At 62.0% G+C, this 15,506-nt stretch carries 15 protein-coding genes, 3 tRNA genes and 1 pseudogene; 12 read left to right on the top strand and 7 right to left on the bottom strand.

The window, feature by feature from the left end:
• Nucleotides 1-13 precede the first annotated feature (13 nt).
• From M8997_RS20390 to M8997_RS20375, 4 genes are all read left to right on the top strand, one after another.
• Nucleotides 14-1,255, top strand: a complete 1,242-nt coding sequence (locus M8997_RS20390; RefSeq protein WP_250017903.1) for a cysteine desulfurase — start codon at nucleotides 14-16, stop codon at nucleotides 1,253-1,255.
• Nucleotides 1,256-1,260: 5 nt separating this feature from the next.
• On the top strand, nucleotides 1,261-1,713 hold the full coding sequence (locus tag M8997_RS20385) for an SUF system Fe-S cluster assembly protein (RefSeq protein WP_371929618.1): 453 nt from the start codon (nucleotides 1,261-1,263) through the stop codon (nucleotides 1,711-1,713).
• Nucleotides 1,714-2,097: 384 nt separating this feature from the next.
• Nucleotides 2,098-2,292 (top strand): hypothetical protein, encoded by a 195-nt coding sequence (locus M8997_RS20380; RefSeq protein WP_250017901.1) that lies wholly within the window; start codon nucleotides 2,098-2,100, stop codon nucleotides 2,290-2,292.
• Nucleotides 2,293-2,728: 436 nt separating this feature from the next.
• Nucleotides 2,729-2,989 carry a hypothetical protein gene (locus M8997_RS20375; protein WP_250017899.1) on the top strand — a complete coding sequence of 87 codons (261 nt, stop codon included), beginning with the start codon at nucleotides 2,729-2,731 and terminating at the stop codon, nucleotides 2,987-2,989.
• An 85-nt stretch (nucleotides 2,990-3,074) separates the two neighbouring features.
• On the opposite strand, the gene M8997_RS20370 is transcribed toward M8997_RS20375, so the two are convergent.
• Nucleotides 3,075-3,755, bottom strand: a complete 681-nt coding sequence (locus M8997_RS20370) for a hypothetical protein (protein WP_250017897.1) — start codon at nucleotides 3,753-3,755, stop codon at nucleotides 3,075-3,077.
• A 211-nt stretch (nucleotides 3,756-3,966) separates the two neighbouring features.
• Between M8997_RS20370 and sufA the strand changes: the two genes are divergently transcribed.
• Both sufA and M8997_RS20360 read left to right on the top strand, forming a co-directional pair.
• Complete coding sequence (sufA, locus tag M8997_RS20365; protein ID WP_250017895.1) at nucleotides 3,967-4,341, top strand: Fe-S cluster assembly scaffold SufA; 375 nt, start codon at nucleotides 3,967-3,969, stop codon at nucleotides 4,339-4,341.
• 13 nt (nucleotides 4,342-4,354) lie between these two features.
• Complete coding sequence (locus M8997_RS20360; RefSeq protein ID WP_250017883.1) at nucleotides 4,355-4,672, top strand: TfoX/Sxy family protein; 318 nt, start codon at nucleotides 4,355-4,357, stop codon at nucleotides 4,670-4,672.
• Here the strand turns inward: M8997_RS20360 and M8997_RS20355 are convergent.
• From M8997_RS20355 to M8997_RS20345, 3 genes and pseudogenes are all read right to left on the bottom strand, one after another.
• Complete coding sequence (locus M8997_RS20355; protein ID WP_250017881.1) at nucleotides 4,642-5,070, bottom strand: NUDIX domain-containing protein; 429 nt, start codon at nucleotides 5,068-5,070, stop codon at nucleotides 4,642-4,644. The genes M8997_RS20360 and M8997_RS20355 overlap by 31 nt on opposite strands.
• Before the next feature lie 330 nt (nucleotides 5,071-5,400).
• Nucleotides 5,401-6,583 (bottom strand): annotated as a pseudogene (locus M8997_RS20350) (DEAD/DEAH box helicase); the annotation flags it as partial.
• Between the two features lie 186 nt (nucleotides 6,584-6,769).
• On the bottom strand, nucleotides 6,770-7,543 hold the full coding sequence (locus M8997_RS20345; RefSeq protein WP_250017876.1) for an NAD kinase: 774 nt from the start codon (nucleotides 7,541-7,543) through the stop codon (nucleotides 6,770-6,772).
• Nucleotides 7,544-7,754: 211 nt separating this feature from the next.
• Here M8997_RS20345 and M8997_RS20340 point away from each other — a divergent pair, with 211 nt between their 5' ends.
• On the top strand, nucleotides 7,755-8,210 hold the full coding sequence (locus M8997_RS20340; protein ID WP_250017874.1) for a DUF5680 domain-containing protein: 456 nt from the start codon (nucleotides 7,755-7,757) through the stop codon (nucleotides 8,208-8,210).
• Between the two features lie 1,041 nt (nucleotides 8,211-9,251).
• On the opposite strand, the gene M8997_RS20335 is transcribed toward M8997_RS20340, so the two are convergent.
• The gene (locus tag M8997_RS20335; RefSeq protein WP_250017871.1) at nucleotides 9,252-10,256 is read right to left on the bottom strand and encodes a zinc-dependent alcohol dehydrogenase family protein; all 1,005 of its coding nucleotides are present in this window, start codon (nucleotides 10,254-10,256) and stop codon (nucleotides 9,252-9,254) included.
• Between the two features lie 99 nt (nucleotides 10,257-10,355).
• Here M8997_RS20335 and M8997_RS20330 point away from each other — a divergent pair, with 99 nt between their 5' ends.
• Nucleotides 10,356-11,255 (top strand): LysR family transcriptional regulator, encoded by a 900-nt coding sequence (locus M8997_RS20330; RefSeq protein ID WP_250017866.1) that lies wholly within the window; start codon nucleotides 10,356-10,358, stop codon nucleotides 11,253-11,255.
• Nucleotides 11,256-11,306: 51 nt separating this feature from the next.
• On the opposite strand, the gene M8997_RS20325 is transcribed toward M8997_RS20330, so the two are convergent.
• A tRNA-Thr gene (locus tag M8997_RS20325) sits at nucleotides 11,307-11,382 on the bottom strand.
• Nucleotides 11,383-11,744: 362 nt separating this feature from the next.
• Between M8997_RS20325 and M8997_RS20320 the strand changes: the two genes are divergently transcribed.
• Nucleotides 11,745-13,397 carry an FAD-binding dehydrogenase gene (locus M8997_RS20320; RefSeq protein WP_250017864.1) on the top strand — a complete coding sequence of 551 codons (1,653 nt, stop codon included), beginning with the start codon at nucleotides 11,745-11,747 and terminating at the stop codon, nucleotides 13,395-13,397.
• Between the two features lie 10 nt (nucleotides 13,398-13,407).
• Here the strand turns inward: M8997_RS20320 and rlmB are convergent, their stop codons facing one another.
• The gene (rlmB, locus tag M8997_RS20315) at nucleotides 13,408-14,307 is read right to left on the bottom strand and encodes a 23S rRNA (guanosine(2251)-2'-O)-methyltransferase RlmB (RefSeq protein ID WP_250017862.1); all 900 of its coding nucleotides are present in this window, start codon (nucleotides 14,305-14,307) and stop codon (nucleotides 13,408-13,410) included.
• Nucleotides 14,308-14,542: 235 nt separating this feature from the next.
• Here rlmB and M8997_RS20310 point away from each other — a divergent pair.
• From M8997_RS20310 to M8997_RS20300, 3 genes are all read left to right on the top strand, one after another.
• A tRNA-Tyr gene (locus M8997_RS20310) sits at nucleotides 14,543-14,627 on the top strand.
• 25 nt (nucleotides 14,628-14,652) lie between these two features.
• Nucleotides 14,653-14,726, top strand: a tRNA-Gly gene (locus M8997_RS20305).
• Between the two features lie 232 nt (nucleotides 14,727-14,958).
• Nucleotides 14,959-15,506: GTP-binding protein (locus M8997_RS20300; RefSeq protein ID WP_252597218.1), on the top strand; the 548-nt coding region annotated here is incomplete at its 3' end.

Raw genomic sequence — 15,506 nt, 5'->3', positions numbered from 1 at the left:
AAGTGCGGTTATCATGGACACGAAACTGATGCAGGGTTCCTATGATGTGGATCGGGTGCGGCAGGATTTTCCGATCCTGTCGCGCGAGGTCCACGGCAAGCCGCTCGTCTATCTCGACAGCGGCGCCTCGGCGCAGAAGCCGCAGGCCGTCATAGACGCCGTCGCCAATACCTACGGCCATGAATATGCCAATGTGCACCGGGGCCTGCACTTTCTTTCCAATGCGACCACCGACGCCTATGAGAAGGCGCGCGGGATCGTCAGGAAATATCTGAACGCCGCTTCCGTCGACGAGATCGTCTTTACGAAATCGGCCACCGAGGCGATCAATACCGTCGCCTATGGCTATGGCATGCCTGAGATCGGCGAGGGCGACGAGATCGTCCTTTCGATCATGGAGCACCATTCCAACATCGTGCCGTGGCATTTCATCCGCGAGCGCCAGGGCGCCCGGCTCGTCTGGGTGCCGGTGGACGAGGATGGCGCCTTCCACATCGAGGAATTCGAGCAGCGCCTGACGGAGCGCACCAAGCTCGTGGCGATAACCCACATGTCCAACGTGCTCGGCACCGTCACGCCGATCAAGGAGATCGTGCGCATCGCCCATGCCCGCGGCATTCCGGTGCTCGTCGATGGCAGCCAGGGCGCGGTGCACCTGCCGGTCGACGTGCAGGACCTCGGCTGCGACTGGTATATCTTCACCGGGCACAAGCTCTATGGCCCGTCCGGCATCGGTGTCCTCTATGGCCGCAAGCACATGCTGGAGGCCATGCGTCCGTTCCAGGGCGGCGGCGAGATGATCGAGGAGGTGACGGAGGATATCGTCACCTACAATCATCCTCCGCACCGCTTCGAGGCGGGTACGCCGCCGATCGCGCAGGCGATCGGGCTTGGCGCCGCGATCGAATATGTCGAGCGTATCGGCCGGGCCGCGATCCTCGCGCATGAGGAAGATCTTCGCGACTATGCCCATCGCCGACTGCGCGAGATCAATTCGCTGCGCATCTTCGGCGAGGCCAGGGACAAGGGCTCCATCATCTCATTCGAACTGCAGGGAATCCATGCCCATGACGTGTCAATGGTGATCGACCGCGCCGGCGTCGCCGTCCGCGCCGGCACCCATTGCGCCCAGCCGCTCTTGAAACGGTTCGGCGTGACCTCCACATGTCGGGCATCGCTGGCGATGTACAATACGAGGGCCGAGATCGACGCTCTCGCCGATGCGCTGGAAAAAGCGCGGAAATTCTTCGGGTGACAATGATGACCGACAAGGCAGAGACTCTCGAAACACCGGAGGCCGCAATGGCCACGGACACCGGGCAGGGCGAAGGCAAGTCCCTCGAAGGCAAGCCAGTCGAAGGCAAGTCTGTTGAAGATGGGCCCGTTTCGGCTATTCCCGCCGACGAGCTGGCGAGAATGACCGACGATATCATCGCCGCCCTGAAGACGGTCTATGATCCCGAAATTCCCGCCGACATCTACGAACTCGGCCTTGTCTACAAGATCGACATCGAGGACGACCGCTCGGTGAAGATCGAGATGACGCTGACCGCGCCGGGCTGCCCGGTCGCCGGCGAAATGCCCGGCTGGGTACAGGATGCCGTCGGTACCGTCGAAGGCGTGAGCTTCGTCGACGTCACCATGACGTTCGATCCGCCCTGGACGCCGGACCGCATGTCCGAAGAAGCGCAGGTCGCCGTCGGCTGGTACTGACGCGCCACATTCCTTCTCATGAATGAATATTTTGTCCGGCTGCTCGAAAGGGTGGCCGGATTCGTATCTTGCCGCCTGCCGCCAGGGCCGGGTTCCATTGGGACTTGGGGAGGGGGCGCCACGGGGACGCGGCGGGCGGAACGTATGCTACTAAAGTCTGGATTGTGTATCGCAATGAACTTCGGCATAACACAACCACGCTGCTGATGCAGGTTCCGGCAAGCAGATGCCAAGTTAAACAGGCAGATGTCAGGTTTGACAGGCAGATGTCAAGTTAAACAGGCAGATGGCAAGTTTAAGTCTGCCGGAACGAGAATTACGAAATTTATTGCCTCTCTACCGCGAATATAACTGTAAATTTCTAACGCTGACTATGGTGTTAAAATGATTTTATCACTTGCGATCCCATCGGAACGGCCCGTTCAGCATCGTGCTTCCGGCCCATCCGATGGGAGAATTTCCCTGAACCGCATTGCCGCCCATTGCGAAAGCCGCCGCGAGCGCCGCGCGACAACATCGATGATGACGCTGGTGCTTTGCGCCGCCGCCATCCTCGGCATGTCGATCTGCTATTTCTAGACCGGCGGGCTGAAACTACCGAAGTCGGGAAAAACTGGTGCTACCGTGGAGCTCTCGGGGGTGTCTGGCGAGCATGGTGCGGCAAGTGAACCCGCCCAACGAAGTGAACCCGCCAAGGAACTGAGCGCCCCAAGAAAGTGAGCGTCCCACGGAAGTGAGCCCGCCAAGACGCGGGTTGGCACTGTTGTGGAACCAGACTGTCGCGGGACTAAAACTGTCGGGGAACCAGACTGTTGTGGGGCGAGACTGTCGCGGGACTAAACTGTCGCGGGACTAAACTGTCGTGGCCAAGTGGCACGCCCGCGCCGGACATGCCGTATTTTGACCTGCCGAATTTTGCCCTGCCGTATTTTGACCTACCGTATTTTGACCTGCTGAATTTTAATCTGCCGATTTCATCCGCTAGCGGAGCATTCCATTGTTGTACGCTTTTTCATTGGCTGACCTGATTGCGGTCGTCGCTGCGGCTTGCGCGGTTCTCGCGCTCCTTTCCGCCGCGTGGTATCTCCATTGCTCGGCGGAATTTCCGGCCGCAGCCGAGGCGCAGGCACATGGCCGGTCGTTCATGGCGGGAATCGCCGAAGACATTGCCGCTGAAAGCTTTGCCGAACTTGCCACGGCGCGGGCAAAGACCGTCGTCTGGGTGTTCATTGCCTGCTGCCTGGCGATGCTGGCCTGGTGCATCGGCCAGGGCTGAGAAGTCGCCCAGGGCAATCAAGGGCGGTCAGGGCGATCAAGGGGCGATCAGGGCGATCAAGGGCGATCAGGGCTGGCTGGCCCGGTCAGGGCGCTTCGCAACCCTCGGGGACGCTCTGCTCGAAGGGCTGTTCCGATTTCTCCAGCGTGCCGCCGATCAGCGATAGCGGCACGAAAGGCACGCCCTGAATGGCGGGATTGGCGAGTTTCAGCCGGTAGCAGCCATTGAATATGCTGGTCTTGCCATCTTTCAAGGTCGATTTGATCGCGATGGGCAGGCTCCAATAGACCGAACCCGCCGCGCCTTCGCCTTCGGCCTTGCCAAGCAGGACCTCGACGGAAACGGTGTTTTCATATCCGGCCTGAAACTGCGGAAAGGGCTGGGGCACGCTTTCCGGTTCGTAATAACCATAGGCCCGGGCATATTCCTGGCGGTTGATGGCATTGTAATAGGAGCGCACCAGCGCATCGGGCGTGCTGCGATTGTCGGTATAATCCGCCGGTGTCTGCGTCGGCTTCTGTTCGGCGGCGCTCGGTTCGGCCGCCGGAGCTGCGCTCTTCGCGTCAGGCTGCTGCGCCGTCGTTTCTGGTTGCTGCGCCGGTGTGGCGGCTGCCGGCTTCTCGGCTGGCTTCGCCGGCGCGGCGCCGGGCTCCTGTGCCATTGCCGGCCGGGCGAAGCCCAGGGGGACGGCAAGCGCGAAGCCCAGGGGGACGGTAAGCGCGAAGCCCAGGGGGGCGGTAAGCGCGAGCCCCAAAGGGAGCGCCAAGGGGGCGGCCAAGCGGGCGGCCAAGGGGTAGCCCAAGGGGGAGGTAAGCGCGAGGGTAAGCGGGGTCAAAAGAACAGGAAGGCGGCGTTTCATGGTTTGCCCTGACCTTTGGTTTGTTTGCTCTTGCACAGTCTGAACTCTTGCGGTGACGGACGCATAACACTACTTATAGAAAGTACGAATTACCGGTCTCGAACATGAGAAAAGAAAAATGGGTCGATTTTCTGTCATCAACCTAACAGAAGCCGCAGCCCGGCGTGTCCATGAAATCACCGACACGCGCGAAGGCGCGCTCGGTATCCGCGTGGGCGTCAAGAAGGGCGGCTGCGCCGGTATGGAATATACGATCGACCTCGTCACCGAGGCACGGGCGGGGGATGACCTCGTCGAGCACGATGGCGCCCGGGTCTATGTGGCGCCGGAAGCGGTGCTCTATCTGCTTGGCACGACGATGGATTTCGAAGCGACGACGCTGCGCACCGGCTTCGTCTTCAACAATCCCAACCAGACATCGGCCTGCGGCTGCGGCGAATCCGTCGAACTGACGCCGGCTCGCCCCGAAGCGCTGGCTGCTGCCGGTTCCTGACCGGCGCAGCGTCATGGACAATGACGCCATTCGCGATCTTTTCGCCGGCCTCGGGCCGGTCGTCATCAAACGCATGTTCGGCGGCAAGGGCATCTATCACCAGGGCCTGATCATAGCGCTCGAGGTGGACGAGGAAATCCTCCTCAAGGCAGACAGGCTATCCGCGCCGGAATTCGAAGCGGCCGGGTGCCGCCAATGGCATTACGAAGGCAAGGGCCGTTCGGTCCACATGCCCTATTGGTCGGTACCGGTGGACGCATTCGACGATCCGGAGATCATGACCGATTGGGCGCGCCGCGCCTACGAGGCCTCTTTGCGGGCGGGCAAATAGGCGCGCTTGCGGATCAGTTCGACCGCATGCAGCGTCGGCAGGGTCACCTTCGGAGGCAGGTTGCCAAGCGGAAACCAGCCGATGCCGCCATGTTTTTCCGGTTCCATCAGGCTTTCTTGGCCGCTGAAACTCGCGGCCAGATACAATATCCCGATCCAATGCTGCTGTTCTTCATGAAAAAGCTGTTCGCTCAGGCCGAGTAGCTCGACAGGGCCGGCAAGAAGACCGGTTTCTTCCAGCGCTTCGCGGCGCACCGCGTTTTCCGCCCGTTCGAGGAAATCCACCTTGCCGCCGGGTATGCCCCAGCTGCCCGCTTCGGGGCTTTTCAGGCGCTGCAGCAGCAGGATGCGGTCATCCTTCAGAAAGACGAGGCCGCAGCCAAGGCCGGGGCGGTCCATCGGTTCAGATCTTGGTGTCAATCAGCATGAAAGCGGGAATCTCGTCGCCGAATCCGACAGGCGCCGGTCCGAGATCGTCGCGGTCGCGCCGATGTTCGCGGCGTCCATCGCTGCCCGAGGGCCGGGCGCGCCGTGTCTCGTTCTCGGCCTTGATCGCGTTCCGGTTCGGCTTTTCCGCGCGCGGCGCCGGCGCTTCGGCGACGGGCTGGCGCTGTTCGGCCTGGGTCTCGCGCGCTTCTTCGGCCGCGGCGAGAATGTCGATCTCGGATTGCGGGCGCTCGCGCTCGCGGCCTTCATTGCGCGGCCGGCGCTTCGGCTCGGATTTTCTGCCGCGCGTCTTCTTCGGCGCATCGTCGCCTTCGGCGGGAGGCGGCAGTGTGCTCAGGTCGCCGTCGAGCCAGGGAATGTTGTTGCCGATCATCTTCTCGATCGCGGCGAGATATTTCACATCCGTCGGGGTGACGAGCGTGAAGGCCTTGCCGGACCGGCCGGCGCGACCGGTGCGGCCGATGCGGTGGACGTAATCCTCCGAATGGATCGGAACGTCGAAATTGAAGACATGGCTGACATCGGGAATGTCGAGCCCGCGCGCCGCCACGTCGGAGGCGACCAGCAGCTTGAGCTTGTTTTCCTTGAAGTTCGCCAGCATCGTGGTTCGCGCGCGCTGGTCCATGTCGCCATGCAGCGCGCCGGCGTCGAAATCATGCTTGACCAGCGAGCGGAACAGTTCGGAAACGTCCTTCTTCCGGTTGCAGAAGATGATCGCGTTCTTCAGGCCTTCGTCTTCCGCGCGGATGAGATCACGCAGCACCGCACGCTTTTCCCAATCCTTCTTGCTGGATTTCACCAGGAATTGCTCCACCGTCGTTGCGGTGGTCGAGGCCTTGGCGACTTCGATCCGCACCGGCGAATGCAGGAACTGCTCGGTGAGCTTGGTGATTTCCGGCGGCATCGTGGCGGAGAAGAACAGCGTCTGCCGCGTGAAGGGGATCAGCTTGCAGATGCGCTCGATATCGGGAATGAAGCCCATGTCGAGCATGCGGTCGGCCTCGTCGATGACCAGAATGTCGACGGCGCTCAGGAGCAGCTTGCCGCGCTCGAAATGATCGAGCAGCCGGCCCGGCGTCGCGATCAGCACATCCGCGCCGCGCTCCAGCTTGCGCAACTGGTCGTCGAAGGAAACGCCGCCGATCAGCAGCGCGACGTTCAGGCGGTGGTTCTTGCCGTATTTGACGAAGTTTTCCTCGACCTGCGCCGCGAGTTCGCGCGTCGGCTCGAGAATGAGCGTGCGCGGCATGCGGGCCCGGGCGCGGCCCTGTTCGAGCAGGGTCAGCATGGGCAGCACGAAGGACGCCGTCTTGCCGGTACCGGTCTGGGCGATGCCGAGAACATCCTTGCGCTGCAGGGCGTGCGGAATGGCGCCTGCCTGAATCGGCGTTGGAATTGTATATCCTGCTGCTTCTACAGCATCGAGCACTTTCGACGAAAGGCCCAGATCAGCAAAGGTGGTCAATGGAGGTTTAACTTTCTATCTGCAGTCATTGCCGCACAAACCGTCATCCGTAAAAAGCTTCCGGCAGCGTGAATTGCGCAGTGTTGCTTCGCATGGCGTTACGGCGCATGCCAGCAAAAGTCAACTCTTTCGGCCAGTCACATTCAAGAGTTCGTTTCATTTATCCGTGATTTTATTCGCAGCGTGTCAATAAAGGAACTGCTCCTTGAGAATTCGCTCGTTCCACGAATGATTTTTGTCAAACAGAATAGTTGCGCGCAGCTGTGAGGATTCTTGCACCGTGACCGACAGGACCGACTTTACTTCCGTATGGTCGGCGACGGCGTTGACCGGGCGTTTTTCCGGTTCGAGCACGTCGAAGCGCACGGTGACGCGGTTGGGCAGCAGCGCGCCGCGCCAGCGCCGCGGACGGAATGCGGAGACGGGCGTAAGCGCCAGCAGCTTGGCGTCGAGCGGCAGGATCGGCCCCTGGGCGGAGAGATTATAGGCGGTGGAGCCGGCCGGCGTCGCCACCATGACGCCGTCGCAGATCAGCTCCTCCAGCCGGACCTTGCCATCGACCGTGATCCGCAGCTTCGCCGCCTGGTATGACTGGCGCAGCAGCGACACTTCGTTCAGCGCAAAGGCGGTGACGCTGCCGTCCTCGACCGATTCCGTCGTCATCTTCAGCGGGCGGATCGTCTCGGAATGCGCCGCCTCGACGCGCTCCCGCAGCCCCTCGCTGTCGAATTCGTTCATCAGGAAACCGACCGAACCGCGGTTCATGCCATAGATCATCTTGCCCTGGTTCATGTAGTTCTGCAGCGTCTGCAGCATGAAGCCATCGCCGCCCAGCGCCACGATCACATCGGCATCGCGCGCCTCGGCCTGGCCGTAGATCGCCGTCAGTTCCTGCATTGCGAGGTCGGATTCCGGCGTGCCGGAAGATAAAAAAGCGAGAGATTGAACTTTCCGGTTCATGGAATGCCTGCTTGCTGCGACGTGTCGGCACAAGGGCTAGCATGTCACACGGCATCTGGCAAAGAACATGCTTGGCGCTGGTCGCCCCGGGGCCAAATTTCCCTCATGCGGAGGCCAGCTCCCTCATGCCGAGCCTGTCGAAGCACGACCGCCCCTTGGCAGCTGTGCAGAACCATGCAATGTTCGTGATATGTTCTCATGGGAGTCTATCATGGATGGCCTGCAGGCGTTTATTCTCGAAGCGAAATCGGCGACTTATGTCGGAGGCGGCAGTCCTTCACCGGCATGTCGCCCAGCGGCACATGATATCGGCTACGACCGTGGTTCCTGGCGCTATCTGGACAGCTATTTTGGCGGTACCGATTTTCTCGGACAGGAGGTCGTGTGGAAAGCTGACGAACCGGTATGGGCCATGAATTATTACGGTCGCATCCTCGATCCCGAAATGATCGATGCGACTGTCGCCGGTGCGATCATCAAGGAGTCGCTGTCTGCCCTGTACCGGCTCGGCAGGTTCCTCGGTGCGTTTGAATATGTCGTCGGACAGTACCGCTACGTCGACGACAGCGACGAGACTATCGGGCAGTTCGTCGGCATCGAGCGCATTTACGTCGGGGACAGGGAGGTCTATCGGCTGGACTATCACGGAGGCCTCGTCAAACCGTAGCACGGCTGCAAGCCCCCCCTTATTTACAATGCTGCAAAAGCATCGTGCGTGCTTCGACAAGGTCAGCATGAGGGAAGTTGGCTCAGCATGAGGGAGGTTGGTGTTGGCAGGGGTGGTAGTTCTGTGGCGTTGGCGGGGTGTTGAGAGATCGCAGAACGACCTCCCTGCAAAACTCTATTTCCCCTCATCCTGAGCCTGTCGAAGGGCGCAGCAACGTTTGTGCAATCCTTCTTTGGAGCGCTGCAAAAGCATCGTGCGTGCTTCGACAGGCTCAGCATGAGGGAAATTATGGATGGCGGAAGTGGAGGGAGCCATGGTTTGAAACCTTGCAGAACTAGAACCCTGCAAAACTCTACTCTCCCTCATCCTGAGCTTGTCGAAGGGCGCAGCAACGGTGATGCAGTCTCTTGTTAAATACAGAAAACCCGCACCACGCCCGCGAAAATCGCGTCTGGTCATTGAAATGGGGGGAGACGGGCGGTCTTCAGCGCGTCAGTAGGTATCAGGGTCGAGGTCCGAAGACCGCCCGCGACGTCTTTGCCTGCTATCATTGCGTTTGTCAGACGCAACAACCCGGAAACATGAGCGCTACCTCCGTTTCCTTCTGCAGTTTGCTTGATGGTCGGGGTTGTCACTTCCGACTATCCGGCAACGCCATCCTCTCCCAGCTTGTCGAAACAGCTCCGGAAGCTGCTCCCCACTGGAAAGGACCGAATCAAAATAACCCGGTTTCAAAGTGGTGGGATAAGTTTCCATTTATCCCCCCGCATTTTGGCGGGTCGTTTCGCTCTCACCGCAAGGAAAATCAGTGTCTTGCAGGGAGTTCTTCCCGCAAAATATTGTTTTGAGGCCCAAAATCCATCCCCAAACTACCGGTTAATCCAAAAAAGTTGGATAAGTGCTGCCAAGCCCCGACCTCCCTCGTGCTAAGGAGGTCGAGGACTGATTGCAGAAAAGCAGGGAGCCAGGATCTGAAACCTTGCAGATCTATTCCCCTGCCACCCACCCGATCCCCTCAGCATGAGGGAGGTTGGCTCGGCATCAATCGCTGCGGGGCGGAACCGTCACCACCACCTTGCCGAACTGTTCATTCGATTCGAGATAGCGGTGCGCTTCCACGATCTCGTCGAAAGGGAAGGTGCGTGCAATGACCGGGGCGAGCTTGCCGGCAGCCAGGCCATCCAGAATGAAGGTGGTGGCGGCGCGCAGCCGCTGCGGGTCCGCGATGATTTCATGCACGAGGTAGCCGCGCAGGCTCAGGCATTTGCGAAGGACGTCGAACAGCGGAAAAGGCGTTGGCTGCGGGCTCAGCCCGCCATATTCGATCAGCATGCCGCCCTTGGCCATCGCCGCCGTGAGCGGCTCGAAATCCGGCCCGCCTACCGCATCGAACACCAGCCGCACGCCATTCGCCCCGGCGATTTCTTCCAGCCGCGCGGCAAGGTCTTCCTCCCCGGAGGCGATGACATGCGGCGCGCCTGCCGCGCGCAATGCGGGCGCCTTGGCAAAGCTGCGCGTGGTGGCAATGGGGATCGCGCCGATCATGTTGGCGATCTGGATCGCCGCGAGCCCGACGCTGCTGGAAGCGGCGGTGACGACGACGAATTCGCCGCGCCGCAGCCCGCCAATATCGACAAGCGCGCCATAGGCGGTGAGGAACGACATCCACAAGGCGGCCGCCGCTTCCCAGCCAAGCGAGGCGGGATGCCTGACCACATGGCTGGCCGGGAAGGTGACGATTTCGCCATAGGCCGGCCAGCGCGCCATCGATATTGGCGGGATGATGCTGACCGCGTCGCCCGGCGCGAAACCCGCCACGTCCGGCCCGATGGACTGCACGACGCCGGATGCCTCCAGCCCCAGGCCCGATGGCAGGGCGGGCTTTTCGATATAGGTGCCGGCGCGCATCAGAGCCTCGGCGCGATTGAGGCCGAGCGCCCGTACCGCGATGCGGATTTCGCCCGGACCGGGCTCCGCGACCGCCATAGTCTCGAAGCGCAGGACTTCCGGCCCACCATATTCATGAAAACGAACCACCCGTGCCATGCGACCACTCCAAACCAATTGAACCTAATCAGCTTTGGCATGGGGCCGGATCATGATAAATGCGGTTCCATTCACTGCAGTATGAACCAGGAGTATCGAATGGATAGGCTCGGGAGCATGGCAGTCTTCGTAAAATCGGCCGAAACCGGGTCTTTCGCCGCTGCGGCCGAGGCGTTCGGCATTTCGGCGCCGATGGTCGGCAAGCATATCCGCTTTCTTGAGGATCGCCTTGGCGTGCGGCTGATCAACCGCACGACGCGGCGCCAGAGCCTGACGGATTTCGGCCGTGCCTATTATGAACGCTGCCGTATCGTCCTCGCCGAGGCGGATGCGGCGGATGCACTGGTGGCGGAGCAGCTTTCCAGGCCGCGCGGGCGCTTGCGGGTCACCATGCCGGCCTTGCTGGGGCGCAAATGCGTCGCGCCCGTGCTCACGGCGCTGGCGCGGCAACATGCGGACATGGAACTCGACCTGTCCTTTGCCGACACTGTGCTCGACCTCGCCGAGGGCGGGTTCGATCTTGCCGTGCGCACCGGCACGCTGACCGACAGGGCCGGCCTGATTGCCCGCCGCCTCGGCAGCCATCGCATGGTCGTCTGCGCTTCGCCCGCCTATGTCGAAACCCATGGCGCGCCGCACGATCTCGACGATCTCGCCCGCCACGGGGCCGTTCTCTATGCGCGGCCAGGCTGGGTTCATCCATGGCTCTTTCCGCAGCAGGACCAGCCGCCCTTCGAGGTGTCGCCGCCATGCCGCATGCGGCTCGACGATCTGGAGGCGGTGATGGATGCGGCGATTGCCGGGATGGGCATGGCCTGGCTGCCGTCCTGGCTGATCAGGCAGGAGCTTGGGACGGGAAGGCTCGTGCGCCTCCTGCCGGACGTGCCGGAATATGTGTTCGAGAATTTCGCGCTGTGGCTGCGCACGCCGCACATGCCGCTGAAGCTGCGCCTCGCCATCGACGCCCTGGTCGCGGGTCTGCCCAAATATATGGGCTGAGCGGCGGCGCCGGGCAGGCGGTTGACGATTTCCACGGACAGAAGCTGAAAATGGTGCCCCCAGAGAGACTCGAACTCCCGACCCTCTGATTACAAATCAGATGCTCTACCAACTGAGCTATAAGGGCAGCGGCGTCCGCATAGCATAAAGCAAATGCCTGTGAAATCAAAAATGCCGGGCGGGGTGAAAAAATATGCGCGGCATCAGGATAGTGCCGGGGATCGGGCCCGTGCCGGAGTGGCAGGTTTCATGCCTCGGCCGGTGGCGCAACAAACCACCTCCCTCATGCTGCGCTTGTCGAAGCACGCAGCAACGTTGCTGCAATCTCCACCAGTGCTGCATGAATATCGTTTGGATGGATCGCCCACAGGTGAGGGGCCAGCCACGCAATAACCACGGCCGCCCGCCGTCACCGTCATTGCGCTTGCCGAAACGGCAATTCGGTGACAACGTTGACGTAAAGGTAATTTGGCGGTGGGGGAGGTTCGAATGGCCCAGGATGCGGATGCCATCATAATCGGCGCCGGGCTGGCCGGGCTCGTTGCGGCGATGGAGCTCACCGCGGCGGGGAAGCGGGTCATCATTCTCGATCAGGAGCCGGAACAGACGCTTGGCGGGCAGGCGTGGCGGTCTTTCGGCGGGCTGTTCTTCGTCGATTCACCGGAGCAGCGCAGGCTGCGCATCCGCGACTCGCGCGAACTCGCCATGCAGGACTGGATGGGCTCGGCGCGCTTCGACCGGGCGGAGGATGAATGGCCGCGCCGCTGGGCGGAGGCCTATGTCGATTTTGCCGCCGGCGAAAAGCGTTCCTGGCTGCGCGGCCTCGGCATGCGCTGGTTCCCGATCGTCGGCTGGGCCGAGCGCGGCGGCGCGCTGGCTTCGGGCCATGGCAATTCCGTGCCGCGTTTCCACATCACCTGGGGGACGGGGCCCGGCGTGGTCGAGCCTTTCGTCCGGCGCGCCCGCGAGGCAGAGCGCAGCGGCCTGCTGAGCTTTCGCTTCAGGCACAGGGTTACGGCGCTGGCATCGTCTTCCGGCAGGATCGACGAGGTTGCCGGCGACGTGCTGGAACCGAGCGATGTCGAGCGCAGCGCTGCGAGTTCGCGCAAGGTGGTCGGCGATTTTTCGCTGCGCGCGCCGGCGATCATCGTCTGCAGCGGCGGCATTGGCGGCAATCATGCACTCGTGCGAAAGAACTGGCCGGAGAGGCTCGGGCCGGCGCCGAAACGGCTGATCAGCGGCGTGCCGGACCATGTGGACGGGCTGATGCTCGGCATCGCCGGGCAGGCGGGCGCCCATCTCATCAATGGCGATCGCATGTGGCACTATGTCGAGGGCATCCACAACTGGAATCCAATCTGGTCCAACCACGCCATTCGCATCCTGCCGGGGCCAAGCTCGCTATGGTTCGACGCGCTGGGCAATCGCCTGCCGCCGCCCTGCCTGCCGGGCTTCGATACGCTGGCAACGCTGCACCGGGTGACGCAGACCGGCCATGATTATTCCTGGTTCGTGCTGAACGCCCGTATCGCCCGCAAGGAATTCACGCTTTCAGGCTCCGAGCAGAACCCGGATTTCACCAGCGGCAGCTGGCGCCAGGTGGCGAAACGGGCGCTGGGCGGCATGCCCGGGCCGGTGCAGGCTTTCCTCGACCATGGCGAGGATTTCATCGTCGAGAAGGATCTCGGCGATCTGGTGCGCCGCATGAACAGCCTGACCGGCGACAATCTCATCGACGAGGCGCATCTTGCCGCCCAGATCGTGGCGCGCGACCGCGAGGTCGACAATCCATACAGCAAGGACGCGCAGATCACGGCGATTCGCGGCGCCCGCAACTATATCGGCGACCGGCTGGTGCGTGTCGTTCCGCCGCACAGGATCCTCGACCCGAAGCACGGGCCGCTGATCGCGGTGCGCCTCAACATACTGACGCGCAAATCCCTCGGCGGCATCAAGACCGACCTGAGCGCGCGCGCCCTTCGCGCGGATGGAGAACCGCTGGCCGGCGTCTATGCGGCGGGTGAAGCGGCGGGATTTGGCGGCGGCGGCATCCATGGCTACAATTCCCTCGAAGGCACCTTCCTCGGGGGATGTATCTTTTCCGGGCGCATGGCCGGGCGCGCGGCAGCGAAGGAAACCTAGGCTGACCGGGTCAGGCGGCCTGGCTGCCGGCGGCAAGAAACCGCTGGGCCGCATAGAGCGAAATCGCCGCCGCGTTGGAAACATTGAGCGATTTGATGGCGCCGGGCATGTCGAGGCGGGCGAGATGGCTGACCGTCTCGCGGGTCTTCTGTCGCAATCCCTTGCCCTCCGCGCCGAGCACCAGCGCGATGCGGCCGGGCGTCATCGTCTGCTCGAGTTCGAGCGGTCCTTCCGAATCGAGACCGATGGTGACGAAGCCGAGATCGTGCAGTTCGCCGATCGCATCGGCGAGGTTGCGCACCTCGATATGCGGGATGAGTTCGAGCGCGCCGGAAGCCGCCTTCGCCAGCACGCCGGATTCCTGCGGGCTGTGCCGCGCGGTGGTGATGATGGCGCCGGCGCCGAAAGCGACGGCCGAGCGCATGATGGCGCCGACATTGTGCGGATCGGTCACCTGGTCGAGAATCAGCAGCAGCGAACTGTCCTGCAATGCCTTCAGCGAATGCGTCTTCAGCGGCCTTGCTTCGATCATGACGCCCTGATGCACCGCTTCGGAACCGGTTTCGCGGTCGATGGCGCGCGGCTCGACGATCTCGACGGCGAAGGGCAGGGCGCCGACGTCGGCGATCTCCAGCCGGTCGAGGGCGTTCCTCGTCACCAGCATGCGCCTGATCTGCCGGGCGGGATTGTCCAGCGCGGCGCGCACCGTGTGAAGGCCATAGAGGCGGATCAGGCCTTCCGGCACCGGAGTGGCGTCGGTCGCCGGCCGCTGCGGGCGCTGGGGCTTGCCGGCCGGACCTTTGCCGACTGGACCTTTGCCGACGGAACCGGCCTTCTGGTCGCGGAACTGCCGCCGGAGATTGGCGTAATGGGTGTCTTTGGGCGTGCGGGATGATTTTTGATCGGTCATGCCCGCGATATACTCCTTCGCGGGCAAGTTCGATACAGGAGTTTTACCGCAATTTGCGCGCCGGCTGCATTTTTGTCGGCCTTGAACGGCTCATTTTGTGAAGGCCGCGCATTTTGTGAAGCGAGGTGTTGACACCACGTGGCCTAGTCGGCATAAGGCCCTCCGCAAGCAGCCGCTGACGAACTGGTCCGGTTGACTGCAGAGTGCCTTGTGGTGCGGTTCCATCGGCAATGCCGGAGGGGTGCCCGAGTGGTTAAAGGGGACGGACTGTAAATCCGTTGGCTTGGCCTACGTTGGTTCGAATCCAACCCCCTCCACCATTGCCGGAACCGGACGCCACGATGTGCGGGTATAGCTCAATGGTAGAGCAGCAGCCTTCCAAGCTGAATACGCGGGTTCGATTCCCGCTACCCGCTCCAGATATAGAGAGCACCGCGTACATGCGAGAGCGCGTATTGGTGCTCTTCGTTTTTTGTCTTGAGCATAGTACGCCGCTCATGTGTCCCCATATGACGAGCCGAACGCCGGGACGAATCGAGCCGCAAGGCCTTGAGGCGGAGCGGTTAACTGTGCTGACGGACGGTTCGCTGTCTCGTCTGACTGCAAATATGGGACCGGTGCAGCCGGTTGTGATGACGAGAGAACGACAGTATGGCTAAGAGCAAGTTTGAACGTAACAAGCCGCACGTTAACATTGGCACGATTGGTCACGTCGACCATGGCAAGACGTCGTTGACGGCAGCGATTACGAAGTATTTTGGTGAGTTCAAGGCGTATGACCAGATTGACGCTGCGCCTGAGGAAAAGGCTCGCGGCATCACGATTTCGACGGCGCACGTCGAATACGAGACGGAGAACCGCCACTACGCCCACGTCGACTGCCCCGGCCACGCCGATTATGTGAAGAACATGATCACCGGCGCTGCGCAGATGGACGGCGCGATCCTGGTCGTTTCGGCTGCCGATGGCCCGATGCCGCAGACGCGCGAGCACATTCTTCTCGCCCGCCAGGTTGGCGTTCCTGCGATCGTGGTTTTCCTGAACAAGGTCGACCAGGTTGACGATGCCGAGCTTCTGGAACTGGTCGAGCTCGAGGTTCGCGAACTGCTGTCGAAGTATGATTTCCCGGGCGACGACATTCCGATCATCAAGGGTTCGGCGCTTGCCGCGCTGGAAGATTCCGACAAGACGATCGGCGA

The sequence above is a fragment of the Phyllobacterium sp. 21LDTY02-6 genome (assembly GCF_023554255.2).
Classification (GTDB): Bacteria; Pseudomonadota; Alphaproteobacteria; order Rhizobiales; family Rhizobiaceae; genus Phyllobacterium.
Note: the sequence above shows the minus strand (reverse complement) of the source record. Positions and strands in the feature narration are given on the sequence as shown.